The following is a 15414-nucleotide window of genomic DNA, read 5'->3' as shown; positions in this document are numbered from 1 at the left end:
TCGGGCCACCTTCTCCCCGAGGGGAGAAGAGGGCGTTTGCCGGACCGCATCAGCCAACCATTGGCGCAGAGGATGAGTGCAACAATATCGATGTTGCGATCCGGACGGGAAGGGTGCCGCTCGCTCCCTCTTCTCCCCTCGGGGAGAAGGTGGCCCGAAGGGTCGGATGAGGGGGCGAGCCGGATGCCAAGGCCTACTGCTTCGCTTCAGCCTGCAGCGCCTTCAGATCCCAGCAACTGTCGGGCCGGAGATTCTCCTTCGTCGTCGACTTCATCAGTGTGTAGATATAGGGCGAGGCTGTCGCGGGCTTCTGGCCGCTCTGCAGCAGGTATTTGATCACCGACACCATGTTGTTGGTTTCCTTGGCGAGTTCGGTCATGACAACCGCGCCATAGGTGCCATCGGCGATGCGATCGCAATCGGCAGTCTTCTCGCCGCCGCCGGTGGTCACCAGGAAGACCTTGCCTTGCAGCTTGGCGTCGCGGATCGCCGCCGAGGCACCGGTGGCGTCGCCATCCCAGAAATCGATAATGCCGCAGATGTCCGGATGCTGCTGCAGCATGGTCGTGGTCACGTTGCGCGAGGTGGTCGCATCCCAGTTGGAATCCGGCTTGGCGACGACCTGGAAATCTGGATGTTTCGCCAGCACTTCCATGATCCCGGCATATTGATACAGGCTGGTGGCGTTGACCTCATCGCCCTGCACGAGACCGATCTTCTTGGAGGAGTTCGGGCCGCAGCCCTTGACCACGGCTTCGGCTTCGAGACGGCCGAGTTCAGTCCAGTCGCCGCCGACATAGGCATCGGCCTTGAAGTTGGCCGGGTTGTCGATCAGGAGCACGAAAATGCCCTCCGACTGCGCCTTCTTCATCAGCTTGGAATAGGAGTTGAGGTCCGGCGACATGACGATCAGCACGTCAGGCTTGCTGTCCGACGAGATCACTTCGGTGATTGCCTGCGCGCCGGCCTCGACGCTCCAATTCGGATCGCGGGTTTCGAACTTGCCTCCGAAGGCGTTGACCTCGCGCTGGATGATCGCCGACCAGCCCTGGGCGAGGTCGAAGCCCATAGCCATCGGCACCATGACGATGCGCTTGCCCTTGAGCGCCGATGAATAGGCCGCCGGTGCCGGATCGTCAGCAGCCTTGGTCGAGACGGTGGCCGAGAGCGAAATGCCAAGCACGGCGGTCGCCGCCAATATGGTCTTCCAATAGTTCATGTCGGTCCTCTCCTTGTTGCGGTCCGGCCTCGGCCGGGTGCGATTGCTAGATGTCTCCCTGCTGCGCCGTCTGCTCGTCGCGCGGATTGAGCACGCCGTCCATGATGATCGCGGCCAGCAGGATCGTCGATTTGATCAGGTTCTGGTAGATCAGCGGAATATCGATAATGGTCATGGCATTGAGCATGATGCCGATCAGCGCCGCGCCGAACAGCACATTGCGGACGCTGCCTTTGCCGCCCGAAAGCCCGATGCCGCCGATGACAGCCACCAGGACGATGTCATAGAGCAGCGTCGAATTGACCACACGGGTGTTGATCGAATGCAGGCTCGCCGCCGTCAGCAGGCCGGCGAGAAAGGCGATCAGCGCCGAGATGACATAGCGCAGCACCAGCATCGGCCGCACCGGAATGCCGGCATTGCGCGCCGCAACCGGATTGTCGCCGGCATAATAGACATAGCGGCCCAATTTGGTGAAGCGCAGGAAGAGAAAGATCAGGAAGGCCAGCGCCAGCAAGATGAACACTTCGACGGGAATGTTGAAATAGCGCACGCCGCCGAACAGCTCGATCCAGTGCCCCGGCGGCACCGGCACTGCGTCCTGCGCGATCAGCTGCGAGCGGACATAGCCGAAGACGAAGGAACCGCTGGCGAGCGTCACGAAGATCGCCGGCACATCGGCATAGGCGACGAGAAAGCCATTCAGCAGGCCGATGAACAGCACGCCAGCCAGAACCGTCGGCAGGGCGATGGCATCGGCCGTGCCGTCATTGAGCAGCTGCAGGTACCAGGCCACCGACATGGCCATGATCGCCACGGCGGCGAGATCGATGCCGCGGCCGATAATGACGATCGCCATGCCGAGCGCCAAAATGCCGAGCACCGAGACCGAGCGGACGATGGCGACGATATTCTCCGAGGTGAAAAAGCCTGGCAGACCGATGGAGGCGGCAATGAAGATGATCACCGCGATGGCGAAGACGATCTTCTCCTGGCTCAGATTGCGGAGGTTCATCCACTGCATGCGACCGGCCCTGTCCCCAACGGCTCAACTGCAGCAAAAGGCGCGGAAACGCGCTTCGCGTCCATCGGCGAAATGGCGGAAAAACCAATGATCGCGTGCTGTTCCGGACAGTCTCTCGCTGCGTTACGCGAAAGTAAATGCCAGATTTACCTCTCTGTCAACAATTCTTCACGATTGACGAGAAGTGTTTTGTCTGTAAGTCTTTCTTCACGTGGGTCTAACTATGGGGGCAGGGGTGAGCCTGCGCGACCTCTTGCTGAAGAGCAGCCTTTCCCTGACGCCGTCAGAGGAAAAGATCGTGCAGGTGCTGCTTGCCGACTATCCGACGGCGGGGCTCGGCACAGCCACCGGGCTCGCCCGGCGCGCCGGCGTCAGCGATCCGACAGTGGTGCGGCTGGCGATGAAACTCGGCTTCCAGGGCTATCCGGATTTCCAGGCAAAACTTCTGGCCGAGGTCGAGGCGCGACTGCATTCTCCGCTTTTGATGATGGAGACCAAGCGTCACGGCGGGTCGGCGGAGGACGATGCCATCAATGCCTATCTGCATTCGGTCGCCGGCTGTATCGACAAGGCAATGCTGACGACGCCCGCGGCAACCTATGACCGCGCGGCGAAGCTGGTGACCGATAGCCGCCTGCCGTTGACGCTGCTCGGCGGCCGCTTCAGCCGGTATCTGGCCGGCATGCTGGCCGGCTATCTTGCGCAGCTCCGGCCCGGTGTCCGCGACCTCGGCCCCCTCTCGCCGCAGGCCTTCGACACACTCATCGACATGGACAAACGCGACGTGCTGGTCGTGTTCGACTATCGGCGCTATCAGAACGACATTGTCGCCTTCGCGCGACAGGCCGCTGCGCGTGGCACCCGCATTGTGCTGTTCACCGATCCCTGGCTGTCGCCGATCGCAGAGATTGCCGAAGTGACCATCACCAGCCCCGTCGAGGCCGCGTCACCCTATGACACTTTGGCGCCGGCGCTGGCGCAGTTGGAAGCCTTCGTCGCCCATATCCTTGCCGGCATGGACGAGGCGATGCGCAACCGCATCGAGACACTGGAGACGATCCGTCACGCCAATGCCGTGACGCTCGACCACGAGGCGATGGACAATATGACGGGAACCTCGATCCGCGATTTTCCCGGACCCAAGACCGTCAAAGGATGACACTATGACACCACCCCTGATGCGCCGCGACGCGCCTTATAGTCCCGGCGAGACAGCGCTGCTCCTGGTCGACATGCAGCGCATCTGGCTGGAGCCGGGGCTCGACCCGTCGCATCCCGAGCGCGGGCCAGAACACTATTTTTACAAAACCACGGCCTCGACCACCATTCCCAACAATGAGCGCCTGTTGGCTGCCGCCCGCGCCAGCGGCATCGAGGTGATGCACACGATCATCCAGAGCCTCACTGAAGATGGCCGCGACCGCTCGCTCGATCACAAGCTGACGCCGATCCATATCGCGCCGTCGCTGCCGGAGGGCCTGCCGCCCAATAATCTCGCCCCGGTCGGCGACGAGATCCTGATCCCCAAGACGTCGTCGGGCGTCTTCAACTCGACCAATATCGACTATCTCCTGAAGAATCTCGGCATCCGCTACCTGATCATCACCGGCATCATGACCGACCAATGCGTCGACATGGCGGTGCGCGATGCCGCCGATCGCGGCTATTACGTCACCTGCGTCTCGGACGCCTGCTGCGCCGCCTCTGGGGAACGGCATGAGGGAGCGCTGAAGGCGTTCGGCGGCTATTGCTGGGTTGCCGACACCGACACGGTGGTCGGCCGCATGCAGGCGATGAGCAGAGCGGCATGAGTGAGCTCTACGAACCGTTGACCGGCATCGTCACCACCGACATTTCCGCCGTGACCAGGGGCCGCTTCGTCTCCACAAGCCGGCTGGACAAGCTCAGCGAAACCGGCATCGGCTGGCTGCAGGCCAATGTGTCGCTGACGCCGTTCAATTCGATCGCCGATCCCAATCCCTGGGGTTCGTCGGGCGATCTTCGGCTGATCCCGGACCTGGACGCCCGCTTACGCACGGAAAAGACCGGTGCGGCGACCGCCTTCGACCTCGTACCCGGCAATCTGGTCGAGCTCGACGGCACGCCCTGGTCCTGCTGCACGCGCACGATGCTGCGCGATGCGCTGGCCGATCTCAAGGCTGAGACAGGGCTATCGCTATTGGCTGCCGTGGAGCAGGAATTCCAGGTTTTCGGCGCCAACCTGCCGCCCGCACATGTGCTCTCCTTCGAAGGACTGCGCCGGGCCGATCCGTTCGCGTCGCAATTGATGGCGGCGCTGACCGAAGCGGGCGTTTCGCCGGAAGTGATCATCGCCGAATTCGGCATCGACCAGTTCGAGGTGACGCATGCACCGGCCGACGCGCTGACGGCCGCCGATCGCGCCGTTGCGATCCGTGAAATCACCCGCGAGATCGCCCGGGTCCGTGGCTGGAAGGCAAGCTTCGCGCCCAAGACCGCGCCGGATTCGGTCGGCAATGGCGTGCATATCCATTTCAGCCTCATCGACAGCAAAGGTGAGCCGGCGACCTATGACAACGCCGGCCCGGCGGGCCTGTCCGCGGCGGCCGCTGCGTTCTGCGCCGGCGTAATCAAGCATCTGCCGGCGATGACGGTCCTGACGGCATCGAGCGTTTCTTCCTACTATCGCCTGAAGCCGCACAGCTGGAGCTCGTCCTATACTTGGCTGGGTGACAGGGACCGCGAGGCGACCTTGCGCATCTGCCCGACGGTGACAATCGGCGGCCGGAATCCGGTGAAGAGTTTCAACATCGAATACCGCGCCGCCGATGCGACGGCGAATCCCTATCTGGCGCTGGCGGCCATCGTCCGCGCTGGGCTGGACGGGTTGAAGCAAAAGCTGCCGCCGCCGCCGATCGTCTCGGGCGATCCTTCGATCATGAGCGAGTCAGAACGGGCGGAAAAAGGCCTGATCCGCCTGCCTGAAAGCCTGCCTGCCGCACTCGACGCGCTGAAAGCCGATGCCACCGTCCGCGGTTGGTTCGCGCCGCTCTTCCTTGAAAGTTTTGTCGGGGTAAAGTCGGAGGAGATGAAGGCGCTGGCCGGACTCGACGATGCCGCGATCTGCGAACGCTACCGGGAAGTCTATTGACGATGACCGCGCCGCTCAACGGGTCGGACTGGCCGCCGGCGGTCACGATGCTCAACGAGGCCGGCGCCTCGGATATCGTGCTGATCTGCGAGCACGCCTCCAATCATATCCCGATCGAATATGACGGACTCGGCCTGCCGCCGGAGGAACTCTGTCGTCATATTGCCTGGGATATCGGGGCGGAGGCCGTGGCGCGAACGCTTTCGCAGCGGCTGGATGCGATCTGCTTTCTCGGTACCTATTCTCGCATGCTGATCGACCTCAACCGGCCGCTCGACAGCCCGACCAGCATTCCCGTGCGCTCGGAAGCGACCGATATTCCAGGCAATGAGGCTTTGCCGTCGGCGGAGAGACGGCGCCGGATCGATCGAATCTTTGCACCTTTTCACGCACGCGTGCAGGCGCATCTTGACGAGCGGGACAGGCTCGGGCGGGCCACACGGATCGTCACCATCCATTCCTTCACACCGGTTTTCTTTGGAAAGGCTAGGCCGTGGCACGCGGGCGTTCTGTTCGACAAATCAAGAGGATTTGCGGAGGAGACAATCAACCGGCTCAGCCAGGACCGCTCGCTGATCGTTGGCGCCAACGAGCCTTATACGGTCGACAGAGCGGGAGACTATGCCGTGCCGGTGCATGGCGACGATCGCGGCTATCCGGCAATCCTCATCGAAATCCGCCAGGACCTGGTGCGCGACGAAACGGGAATCGCCGAATGGGCCGAGCGCCTCGCCATGGCCCTGGCATAACGCGACTGTCAGAGAGCCGCGTCGCTGACATGGCGCCGGAGATTGCTCGGCGTGAACCCGACGCGCTCCTTGAAGAAACGCGTAAAGCTTGAAGGCGCCGCGAAGCCGAGATTGGTGGAGATCTGCCCAAGCGGTTGGCCGGAAACGGCAAGCATGCGGATCGCCTCCTCGATCACCAGACTGTCGACGAACATGTTTGGCGCCACGCCGACCGAGTTGCGGAACTGTTCGAAGAAGCGCGAGCGTGACAGGCCGACATCGCGGGCGATGGAGCGAAAGTCATTGTGCAGCTGCGGCGCCTCGCGCAGCAGCTGGACGGCATTCTTGATGCGGTAATCGGCACTGCGGCGCATTTCCACCGGCAGCCGCACCGGCGCGGTGCATTCCTGGATCAGGTCGAGCAGCAGGGCCTCGAATGCCACATGGTCCGAGCGGCCGCCCTCGATCATGTCGCGCACCGCGTCGACCAAGCTGCGCACATGCGGCAATATCGGCGCCGTCACGATCTCGAAACTCCGCTGCCAGCCGCCACCGAGATGCTGCGACAGCCAGGCGGGCTCGATATAGAGCGCCAGCATGCGCGTGGCGCTGTCGCCATCCGGCTTGATGTCGCAATGTTCCTGCCAGGGATTGATCAGGATGCAGGTGTCGTCGTCGAGCCGCACCGTCCGGCCCTCGACATTCATCATCCGGTCGTCACCGGAAATCTTGAATAAGAGATGCACATGCGGATGGGCATGATTGCCGACCGGTTCGACGATCTCGAAATAGGTGACACGCCCGAACGGGCCGTTGAGGGCGGCCAGGATACCCGTCATTTCTCCTCCTCCACGGCAGCAGGCCCGCTCCCACGGATGCCCTTCGTGCCGTTGCGATGCCATCTGTCGGGAGGCATCGACAGCATAGTAGCGCAATCCGCGGAAAAATGAACCATTCTATGCCGCACCGGCTTCTGCCTTGATGAGATCGGCGATCCGCTCGGCCATCATGATCGTCGGTGTATTGGTGTTGGCGCGCGGGATCGAAGGCATCAGCGAGGCATCGCAGATGCGCAGGCCTGCAATGCCCCTTACATGGCCCGCACCATCGGTCACCGCCATCTTGTCATCGGCGCCGCCCATGCGGCACGTGCCCGAAGCATGCCACACACCACCGACGGCGGCTTTGAGCATGGTCTTGAGCCCCTGATCGTCGGCGACCACCGAGGCGAGATCGAGACCGCTGGTCACGGCTGTGCGCAAGAGCCAGGCGCGCGCCGGGCCGGCCGCATCCATCATCGCCGAGAACAGGCCACGCTTGAGCATGTTCATCGTGCCGTCGGCCGCAATCGCCGCCACGCGGGCGGAATAGGCGGTCGGGAAAGCCGGGCCGGAAACGCCGTGGTCCTGCAGGTCAAGCAATGCCTTGGCGCCTGTGCGGAAGCCATAAGCGAGGCGTGTCAGGTCGCGCTCATCCGACAGCATGCGGAAATCTACCTCCGGCTCGTGGCGCGACGTCTTGCCCGAGAGCCGCACCTGACCGCGTGAAAACGGCTTGTTGAGCCAGATGAACAGCGTGCCGATGCGGCTGCCGATCGAATGCCAGCCGGAGCGGGCGATCATCGCCGCATGCATGTCGCCTGCGGGTGCATTCGGAATGTCGGAGGTAAAGCGCAGGATGGCGTGGTCGTGGTGTTCGTCGAGATCGGCGAGGCGGAGATTGGGCGGCAGGTAGCAGCTGACAGCCGTCGACGGATGCTCCATCAGGTTGGCGCCGATGCCCGGCAGGTCGAGGATGGACGGAATACCCATGTCCGAGAGATGTGCCGCCGGGCCGATGCCGCTGCGCATAAGCAGTGTCGGCGTATGTAGCGCACCGGTCGAGAGAATGGTCTCGCGGCCCGTCACGGTCCGTTCCGTGCCGCCATTCGACAGCATGATCACTGCGCCTGTCACACGGCCATTGTCGATCACCAGCCGCTCGGCGGTGTGGTCGGTGATGATTTCAAGATTGGCGCGTTTGCGGACATCGTCGGTGAGATAAGCAAGCGAAGTGGGGATACGGTGGCCACTGTCGTCGACGGCGATGGCGCCGACGAAGATGCCGTCCTCCCAGACGCCGTTCTGGTCGGCGTGGCGCTTGTAGCCCTGCCGTTCGAAGGCGCCACAGACGTTTTTGACGAAGGGCGACATGCGCTGGTCGGAAATCCGCCGGATGGGAATTGGCCCGACCGTGCCGTGATATTTGTTGTCGCCGCCGAAATCGACATCGCGTTCGAGCTTGCGGAAATAGGGAAGGGCGGCCTCGAAAGACCAGCCTTCGGCGCCCATTTCGCCCCATTCGTCATAGTCGGAAGGCGCGCCGCGATTGGCGACCATGGCATTGACCGAAGAGCCGCCACCGAGCACCCGTCCCTGTTCGTAGCGCCGCTTGGCGCGGGAAACACCATCGGAAGGGGTGGCGAAATAGGCCTGCAATTCCGGCCAGATATTGTTGGGATCGAGATAGGCGCGGCCGGGATAGCGGCTGCGGACATGCGCCGGCATCGTCTCGCGCGTCAGGTTGCGCCCTGCTTCCACCAGGAGCACCCTCGTCTTCGGATCTTCCGTCAGCCGCGCGGCGAGCACACATCCGGCCGAACCGCCCCCCAGGATCAGATAGTCCGCCGCTGCCTCCATAGTCCCACTCCCGGTCTTTTGCTTTGACCGGTAGTCTAAGGAAAGCGCTCAGCGGGGCGACCGGTGCAATTAACCGGGCGTCCAATTTTTTCAGAATGGAAGGCGTTCAGCCGGTTTCCGCTCGCACGCCGACGAGGCGATTGCGGCCGGCCAGCCAGCCGTTGATGCCCGCGCCAAGCCCGAGCAGGACGAACAGCACTGCGCTCCAGCTGAAGGAGCCGGTCCAGCCGCGGATCAGGCCGACGATCAGCGGTCCGAGCGCGGCGAGCAGGTAGCCGACGCATTGCGCCATGCCGGAAAGATGCGCCGCGACATGCGAATCGGGCGAACGCAGCACAATAACCATCAGTGCCACGGCAATCAGCCCGCCCTGGCCGATGCCCGACAGCACCGCCCAAACCCAGACGGTCGACAGCGGCGCAAACAGGAAGCCCAGCAGGGCGGTAACGGAGACCACGATCAGCGCTACATTGACCAGCCTCTGATCCCTACCGCGCACGGCAAGATGTGGCAGCAGCAGGCAGGACGCCGCCTGCACCATCACCGAAAGCGACACGATGCCGCCGGCTGCGACGCCGTCGAGCCCGCGCTCACGCAGGATCGGCACCAGCCAGCCGAAGACGCAATAGGCCAGCGCCGACTGCAGTCCCATGAACAGCGTCACATTCCAGGCCAACCGATCCCGCCACAGGCCTGCAACACGCACACGCGGCCGGCTGGCGGCACTGCCGCCGGTCAGGACCTGCGGCAACCACATGAGGCTGACGACCAGCGCCGGCACCGCCCACACAGCCAGAGCTGCCTGCAGCGAGCCGCCGAAAGCACGCTCGGCCGGCAGGGTCAAACCCGCTGCACCGGCAGCACCGGCGCAAAGCGCCATCGTATAGAGGCCCGTCATCAGCGCGGCACGATCGGGGAAATCGCGCTTGACGAGACCCGGCAGCAGCACATTGCCGATGGCGATGCAGGCGCCGGCCAGCGCGGTGCCCAAAAACAGCATCGGCACCGAGGCGATGCCGCGCAAAGCCACACCGAGCGTCAGCAGAAAGAGCATGCCAAGCAGCGTCCGCTCTGCACCGATCTTCTGCGCCAGCTTTGGCGCAAGTGGCGAGAAGGCACCCATGCAGAACACCGGCAATGTCGTCAGCACGCTGGTGCCGATGCTGCCGAGGCCAAACTCACTGCGGATTTCCGGCAGCAGCGAAGACGCGCTGGAAAACAGCGGCCGAAGATTGAAGGCGATCAGCACGAGGCTGACGCCAAGAATCACCCGGCTTGCGGCGGTTTGCTTAGCCGGCGGCGTGGCAGGCGGAGCAGCGGCCTCGTCGTCGATCAGCAATTCTTCGACGGGCTCATGGGGCTGGACATGGCTATTCATGAAAGAATCATCCGTTCGAGAGCGGCAATAACGGGCGCCATGAAGCCGCGCACCGCGGTATCGGCTTTTTCGGGATCGCCGCTTTCGATGGCATCGACAATGGCAATATGCGCCTGCATATCCGGCTCTGGAATGTCACCACCGAGCGTCGAGGCGATCGTCTCGGTGATCGAGGCGGAGAAGAAATCGTAGATCGCCACCATCGCCTGGTTGCCCGAGGCGGCAATCACTGCCTTGTGGAAGGCGAGATCACGCTCAATGAAGCCGGCTTTGTCCTCCCCCTGGAAATTGCCGCGCTTTTCCAGCAGCATGCGGAGGCCAACGATCGTTTCGGGCGTCCGCCGCAGCGCCGCCAACCGGGCGCCTTCGACATCCAGTGCCGCGCGCGCCTCGAAGAGATCTCGCAGGCCGGCGCGGCGCGCCATGGTCATCGTGCCTGCCGTATCCGTCGTCGACAGGACATAGGTGCCGGAGCCCTGCCGGGTTTCTAGATAGCCTTGCGAGACCAGCACGCGCACGGCCTCGCGGATCGTGCCGCGGCTGACGGAGAGCATGTTGGAAAGCGTCGCTTCGTTGGGCAACTTCTCGCCGATGCCCCAGCGCTTGGCGAGGATTTCCTGGCGGATGGCGATAGAAGCGGTTTCGGCGAGATTGGTTCGATTGACGGGTTGCATGGTTTTCTTCAATGATCAAGTCATCTGATGACTTGATCATTGCCAAAGATGCATACTGCTGTCAATCTCCCTTCGTCCATCCGCTACGGGCTATCGCGCCCGGCGGTTTGTCGTTATTTCTGTTCGGTACGTGGAGTCGATGCCAGCAAATCGGCCTGTCGGCCGTGGCAGGCAGGTCCCATAACGAAAGGTCCAACATGGCCAGCTACACTGCCACCATCCTTTGGGAGCGGACGCCGGGCGAGGTGTTCAGCGACAATCGCTACAGCCGCGGCCATACCTGGTCTTTCGACGGCGGCGTTAGTTTCCGGGCTTCCTCTTCACCGCATGTCGTGCCACGCTTTTCCGATCCTTCCGGCGTCGATCCGGAAGAGGCGTTCATTGCCAGCCTGTCCTCCTGCCATATGCTGACCTTCCTCTACCTCGCCGCCAAGCGCGGCCTGGTCATCAACAGCTATGAGGACATTGCCGAAGGACGAATGGCGAAAAACGAGAATGGCCGCTTCTGGGTCAGTGAAGTGACGCTCCGGCCGCGCATTGCCTGGGAAGGCAGTGCGCCGGACACGGAAACCACCTCGGAACTGCATCACCTGGCGCACGAGGAATGCTTCATCGCCAATTCCGTCCGCACCGATATTCGCTGCGAACCGCGCGAATAGGACGCGGTAAGCCATGAGGTCGGCCGGCTTGGGACCGCGTGCAGAAAGGGCGAAGTCCGACACCGAGCCGACGGCGTGTCACTGTCCAAAACGCAATGGGTTTGACCGGACTCCGGCAGTCTAGCGACCAAACGCGCGGTTGAAGGCAGCAAGGACCATATTGCTCAGTTGGGCGTGGATTTCATGCCGAGTCCGGCCTCCGCCATCCATACAAATCGGATCACCGATCTTTCCGGATTCGGCCATCTCGGCCGCACCTGGCTTGCACTCGGCGAACATACTGAAATGGCTTGCATCTTCGATCGTAGAATATGCGGCCTGTGGGATGACTTTCACAATCTTCGAAGCGTCCACAGTCAGGGGGATTTTCCCCAGCTGGCCGAGATTCACCACGTCGACGGGAATCGAAATCTCGGAAAAATCCTTGAACTCAAAGACGTCGACAGGCGCGGGATCGATTGCCATGGCAAACCGGATGCGCTTATCCCTGTAGTCACGGCCGGCTGATCGAAAATCCATTGCATGCAGATCAACCCCACTTTGCCTGACCCATGCACAAAGAGATGCATTGCGCGCGTCCGTGTCGCAATAGCTTGCCAAACGTTGTGGGTCTATGCGAGCGCCCGCGATCATCAGCGCGGTGCTGCCGCCCATGGAAAGCCCGAGAACACCAACTTCGTCGGAATCCAGGTCCTCCTGAAAGAAAGAGGCGCTTTCCATCGCATTCAGGGTCTCGGTGATATCCGTAGGCCTCAGCCAAAGCTTCATCGTTTCCGCAGCAGATCGGTGTGCACCGCCATTTCCGGGATGGGTGGGCGCCGCGACAATGAAGCCCTGTTTCGCCAATGGTATTGCAATCCAGCTTAGCGCCTGCGCGTTTCCCGCCAAGCCTGCACCGTGAGAGAGCAGAACGAGCGGGAATTTTCCATCTGCTATCGGGGCATCGCGCATGGCAGGAGTCCCCTTGAAAAACACGCTCTCACCAAGCGTGACGGACTTTCCACCTGGTTTAGCCGGGTACCAAACTGTCACGTCGAGATCGACGCCCCGCTCTTTCGACGGAGCCGCGATCTGATGCACACCCACATTTTCGCCGGCGCTGGCAGTCTGTTGCGCAATCAACATGGAAAGCGCCATGGCCCCCAATATGGTCCTGACTTTCATCAAAAGCTTCATTGTTTCCCTCAATAATGTGACCGAAACGATCAGCCGCGTTTGCGGCTGCTTTCCGGCGTTCATCTGAGGAAGAACGGTGTGGGAACTCGACCTGAATCATGATCTAGGTCGTTCTCGATCGTGATCGCGGCCATCGTGGTGCCGACCCCCAACCGTGTGTGCGCCCGTGATTTTTGTCCCCCTGCCTTTCGTCGTTGCCCTTCTGCTTCTAATCCTGCTCGGAGCGCTGCTGCGAAACTCCGATCTGCAGAAAGAAAATCGTCCGTTCCTTGTGCTCATCGGCCTGACCGTGTTGCAATCGGTCGCCGTTGGCTTGCGATGGGGTTATGGCTTTGTGGAACTGCATTATGTCCTTCCCGTTCTCGCTGCCTGCCTTCCTCCGCTTGTCCTGGCCAGCTTCCGCAAGCTGATCCATCAGGGTGGGCCGGATCGACAGGTTGCCATTTGGGTGCACACCCTTCCACCCTTCATCATCATCGCCCTGCTCGTCGTGATGCCACAATTCATCGACGTTACGCTGATGGCTGTGTTCATCGGTTACGCCGTCGCCCTGCTCAGGCTTGGCCGGTGGGGACCCGACGGCCTGGATGAGGCCAGGTTTGAAAGCGCCATTGCCGCACATCGGGCGCTTATCATTGCCGCTGTATCACTATGCCTGTCGGCTTCGTTCGATCTCGCGGTTTATCTCGATTTCGCGTGGAGCCGAGGACACAACGCCATCCTTATCGTCAGCAATGCGAACCTGCTTGGATTGCTCCTCCTCGGCCTGACAGCGATCGTGGCCGCGCAGGCGAAGGCGCTTCCGGAACCTGCCACGCAAGGCGACCTTTCTCTTTCGGAGACCGGGCGGGATCGTGGGGTGCTGGACAGCTTGGATCTCCTGCTGAACGAGCAGAAGTTATTTCTCGACGACAACCTGACGCTCGCTCGGCTGGCACGACGCTCCGGCATCCCAGCCAGGCAGATATCCGGTGCAGTCAACAGGCTCGCCGGCAAAAATGTCTCGCAATATATCAACGATTTCCGCATCGCCGAAGCGTGCCGGCTGCTGCAGACGAGCAGCTCGGTCACTGCCGCCATGTTTGAATCCGGCTTTCAGACCAAATCGAACTTCAACCGGGAATTTCGAAGGGTGACATCTCTTAGTCCAACCGAATGGCTCGAGAAAAATCGTATGGCCTGATCATCGGGCGACAGGAACTCGGCGACGCGCGAGCCGGTCAGGTTTTCAGCGACCGCTCGAAATCATGCGCCAAGCCCAGCAGCATGGCCTCGCTCCACAGCCGGCTGACGAAGATCAAGCTGAACGGCTCGCCCGTCGCCAGATGTCCTGCAGGCACGGTTACGCCCGGCAGACCGGCGATATTGATCTCTGCGACGGTTGTCTCGCGTATGCTGATGCCGGCGCCGCGCTCGGGCAGCGGATCGGCGGCCTGCGGAAAAATCAGGGCGTCGAGCGCGTGGCGATCCATCACCGAGTTGAATATGGCGAGATGGGCTTGCCGAGCCTCATAGAAGCTTGTCAGTGGCGGTGGTTTTGACGGGTTGGCCATGCAGGCCTGGAGTTCGTCGAATCCGGATAAATAATTCAACACGCCGGACGGCGCGAAAGGATCCTCGGCCTTGGTCGCTTGGCAGAATTCTGCAAAATTTTTGATCGCAGCCTTCGGCCCGAGCGATGCCAGCCAGACGCCGAGGTCATAGGGCAGGCTCTCCATGCCGCGTATGTCATACTCGTCGCCACCTGGTGTGATCCTGGCGAGATCGGCAAAGCCATTGCGGGCAAAAGGGTCTGCAACGAGTTCGACACCCCAGGCTTTCAGCAGAACCTGCATTCTCTCATAAGCATCGGCAACACCGGGTGCCAGCGGCTGACCGCGCCAGCTGCCGGAAACCTTGCGCCAGCCGGGGCCGTAAAGGCCAAGTCGCTTGCCGGCAAGGAGATGCCGGTCGAGCTGGGCCGCATAGCCGCCGGCCGGCTTCGTGCCGACGCCTGCGACAGTCTTCTGATCGTTGGATGAATAGCCGGCGAGCACATCGAGTGCGATCGCCGCGTCGCGCACCGTCCGCGCGATCGGTCCCATCACATCGAGCGTCGAGGCGCCGAGCGGCATGACGCCGGCATTGGAAACCAGGCCGAAGGTCGGCTTGACGCCCACCAGGCCATGCGCCGCAGCCGGGTTCTGGATCGAGCCGCCGGTTTCCTCGGCAAGGCCGATCACCACCATGCCGCTCGCGACCGCTGAGGCCGAACCAGCACTTGAACCGCCCGGTACCAGCGCATTGTTGATCGCATTCAAGGTCGGGCCAGCCCAACTGTCGTCGGCATGGGTGCCAGTGGCCGACAGTACCGGCACATTGGTCTTGCCGAGCAGCACGGCGCCGGCGGTGCGCATCCGCGCCACGACATCGCTATCCTGCTCCGGGATCAGGTCGATGCCGCCGGCCTTGCTCGACAGGAGCCGCCAGCCGCCGGTGGTGGGGAAGCCGGCAACATTCATCGTGTCCTTGGCGACGAAGGGAATGCCGGCGAGCGGGCCGAGTGTTTCGCCTGCGGCCAGGCGGCGGTCGATCTCGCGCGCTTCGTCGAGCGCATGGTCGTTGAGAAAGATGATGGCGTTGAGATGCGGATTGCGCTCGGCGATGCGGGCAAGGCAGGCGCGAGTCAGGTCCTCGGCGGTGAGTGTGCCGGAAGCGAAGTCGGCTTGCGCCGCGTCTACTGTGAGCCGGTCGAGATCGATAGGCATG

General features: G+C 62.3%; 14 protein-coding genes. 6 read left to right on the top strand and 8 right to left on the bottom strand.

The features are described from left to right. Positions 1-193: 193 nt before the first annotated feature. Both AC1D06_RS09425 and AC1D06_RS09420 read right to left on the bottom strand, forming a co-directional pair. Positions 194-1219 (bottom strand): sugar ABC transporter substrate-binding protein, encoded by a 1026-nt coding sequence (locus tag AC1D06_RS09425; RefSeq protein WP_477875992.1) that lies wholly within the window; start codon positions 1217-1219, stop codon positions 194-196. Positions 1220-1265: 46 nt separating this feature from the next. Next, positions 1266-2243, bottom strand: a complete 978-nt coding sequence (locus AC1D06_RS09420) for an ABC transporter permease (protein WP_477986012.1) — start codon at positions 2241-2243, stop codon at positions 1266-1268. Between the two features lie 235 nt (positions 2244-2478). Here AC1D06_RS09420 and AC1D06_RS09415 point away from each other — a divergent pair, with 235 nt between their 5' ends. The 4 genes from AC1D06_RS09415 to AC1D06_RS09400 are packed head-to-tail and all read left to right on the top strand — an operon-like array spanning position 2479 to position 6122. Further along, positions 2479-3402, top strand: a complete 924-nt coding sequence (locus AC1D06_RS09415) for a MurR/RpiR family transcriptional regulator (RefSeq protein ID WP_477986011.1) — start codon at positions 2479-2481, stop codon at positions 3400-3402. A 4-nt stretch (positions 3403-3406) separates the two neighbouring features. Then, positions 3407-4054 carry a cysteine hydrolase family protein gene (locus AC1D06_RS09410; RefSeq protein WP_477986010.1) on the top strand — a complete coding sequence of 216 codons (648 nt, stop codon included), beginning with the start codon at positions 3407-3409 and terminating at the stop codon, positions 4052-4054. Continuing rightward, a complete protein-coding gene (locus tag AC1D06_RS09405) occupies positions 4051-5373 on the top strand; it encodes a type I glutamate--ammonia ligase (protein WP_477986009.1) in 1323 nt (440 codons plus the stop codon). Before AC1D06_RS09410 ends, AC1D06_RS09405 begins: the two co-directional genes overlap by 4 nt. A 2-nt stretch (positions 5374-5375) precedes the next feature. After that, a complete protein-coding gene (locus tag AC1D06_RS09400; RefSeq protein WP_477986008.1) occupies positions 5376-6122 on the top strand; it encodes an N-formylglutamate amidohydrolase in 747 nt (248 codons plus the stop codon). Between the two features lie 8 nt (positions 6123-6130). Here AC1D06_RS09400 and AC1D06_RS09395 read toward each other — a convergent pair whose 3' ends face one another. From AC1D06_RS09395 to AC1D06_RS09380, 4 genes are all read right to left on the bottom strand, one after another. Continuing rightward, entirely contained in the window at positions 6131-6940 is an 810-nt protein-coding gene (locus AC1D06_RS09395) for an AraC family transcriptional regulator (RefSeq protein ID WP_477986007.1), read from the bottom strand. A 117-nt stretch (positions 6941-7057) separates the two neighbouring features. Further along, positions 7058-8779 (bottom strand): GMC family oxidoreductase, encoded by a 1722-nt coding sequence (locus tag AC1D06_RS09390; protein WP_477986006.1) that lies wholly within the window; start codon positions 8777-8779, stop codon positions 7058-7060. Between the two features lie 106 nt (positions 8780-8885). Beyond that, a complete protein-coding gene (locus AC1D06_RS09385) occupies positions 8886-10157 on the bottom strand; it encodes a CynX/NimT family MFS transporter (RefSeq protein WP_477986005.1) in 1272 nt (423 codons plus the stop codon). Next, positions 10154-10831 carry a FadR/GntR family transcriptional regulator gene (locus AC1D06_RS09380; protein WP_477986004.1) on the bottom strand — a complete coding sequence of 226 codons (678 nt, stop codon included), beginning with the start codon at positions 10829-10831 and terminating at the stop codon, positions 10154-10156. Before AC1D06_RS09380 ends, AC1D06_RS09385 begins: the two co-directional genes overlap by 4 nt. 197 nt (positions 10832-11028) lie before the next feature. Here AC1D06_RS09380 and AC1D06_RS09375 point away from each other — a divergent pair, with 197 nt between their 5' ends. Further along, positions 11029-11490 carry an OsmC family protein gene (locus AC1D06_RS09375; RefSeq protein ID WP_477986003.1) on the top strand — a complete coding sequence of 154 codons (462 nt, stop codon included), beginning with the start codon at positions 11029-11031 and terminating at the stop codon, positions 11488-11490. A 120-nt stretch (positions 11491-11610) separates the two neighbouring features. On the opposite strand, the gene AC1D06_RS09370 is transcribed toward AC1D06_RS09375, so the two are convergent. After that, the gene (locus AC1D06_RS09370; RefSeq protein ID WP_477986002.1) at positions 11611-12666 is read right to left on the bottom strand and encodes an alpha/beta hydrolase family protein; all 1056 of its coding nucleotides are present in this window, start codon (positions 12664-12666) and stop codon (positions 11611-11613) included. Positions 12667-12820: 154 nt separating this feature from the next. Between AC1D06_RS09370 and AC1D06_RS09365 the strand changes: the two genes are divergently transcribed. Next, complete coding sequence (locus AC1D06_RS09365; protein WP_477986001.1) at positions 12821-13849, top strand: helix-turn-helix domain-containing protein; 1029 nt, start codon at positions 12821-12823, stop codon at positions 13847-13849. A gap of 37 nt (positions 13850-13886) precedes the next feature. On the opposite strand, the gene AC1D06_RS09360 is transcribed toward AC1D06_RS09365, so the two are convergent. Beyond that, on the bottom strand, positions 13887-15413 hold the full coding sequence (locus AC1D06_RS09360) for an amidase (protein WP_477986000.1): 1527 nt from the start codon (positions 15411-15413) through the stop codon (positions 13887-13889). Position 15414 lies beyond the last annotated feature (1 nt).

It is taken from the genome of Rhizobium sp. P2_G2 (genome assembly GCF_056403555.1).
Note: the sequence above shows the minus strand (reverse complement) of the source record. Positions and strands in the feature narration are given on the sequence as shown.

What these genes read in the sequence shown, in the direction of transcription:
- AC1D06_RS09360 (WP_477986000.1), bottom strand. Translation starts at nt 15,413, where the DNA reads ATGCCTATCGATCTCGACCGGCTCACAGTAGACGCGGCGCAAGCCGAC.
- AC1D06_RS09375 (WP_477986003.1), top strand. Translation starts at nt 11,029, where the DNA reads ATGGCCAGCTACACTGCCACCATCCTTTGGGAGCGGACGCCGGGCGAG.
- AC1D06_RS09400 (WP_477986008.1), top strand. Translation starts at nt 5,376, where the DNA reads ATGACCGCGCCGCTCAACGGGTCGGACTGGCCGCCGGCGGTCACGATG.
- AC1D06_RS09380 (WP_477986004.1), bottom strand. Translation starts at nt 10,831, where the DNA reads ATGCAACCCGTCAATCGAACCAATCTCGCCGAAACCGCTTCTATCGCC.
- AC1D06_RS09395 (WP_477986007.1), bottom strand. Translation starts at nt 6,940, where the DNA reads ATGACGGGTATCCTGGCCGCCCTCAACGGCCCGTTCGGGCGTGTCACC.
- AC1D06_RS09370 (WP_477986002.1), bottom strand. Translation starts at nt 12,666, where the DNA reads ATGAAGCTTTTGATGAAAGTCAGGACCATATTGGGGGCCATGGCGCTT.
- AC1D06_RS09410 (WP_477986010.1), top strand. Translation starts at nt 3,407, where the DNA reads ATGACACCACCCCTGATGCGCCGCGACGCGCCTTATAGTCCCGGCGAG.
- AC1D06_RS09390 (WP_477986006.1), bottom strand. Translation starts at nt 8,779, where the DNA reads ATGGAGGCAGCGGCGGACTATCTGATCCTGGGGGGCGGTTCGGCCGGA.
- AC1D06_RS09420 (WP_477986012.1), bottom strand. Translation starts at nt 2,243, where the DNA reads ATGCAGTGGATGAACCTCCGCAATCTGAGCCAGGAGAAGATCGTCTTC.
- AC1D06_RS09425 (WP_477875992.1), bottom strand. Translation starts at nt 1,219, where the DNA reads ATGAACTATTGGAAGACCATATTGGCGGCGACCGCCGTGCTTGGCATT.
- AC1D06_RS09405 (WP_477986009.1), top strand. Translation starts at nt 4,051, where the DNA reads ATGAGTGAGCTCTACGAACCGTTGACCGGCATCGTCACCACCGACATT.
- AC1D06_RS09385 (WP_477986005.1), bottom strand. Translation starts at nt 10,157, where the DNA reads ATGAATAGCCATGTCCAGCCCCATGAGCCCGTCGAAGAATTGCTGATC.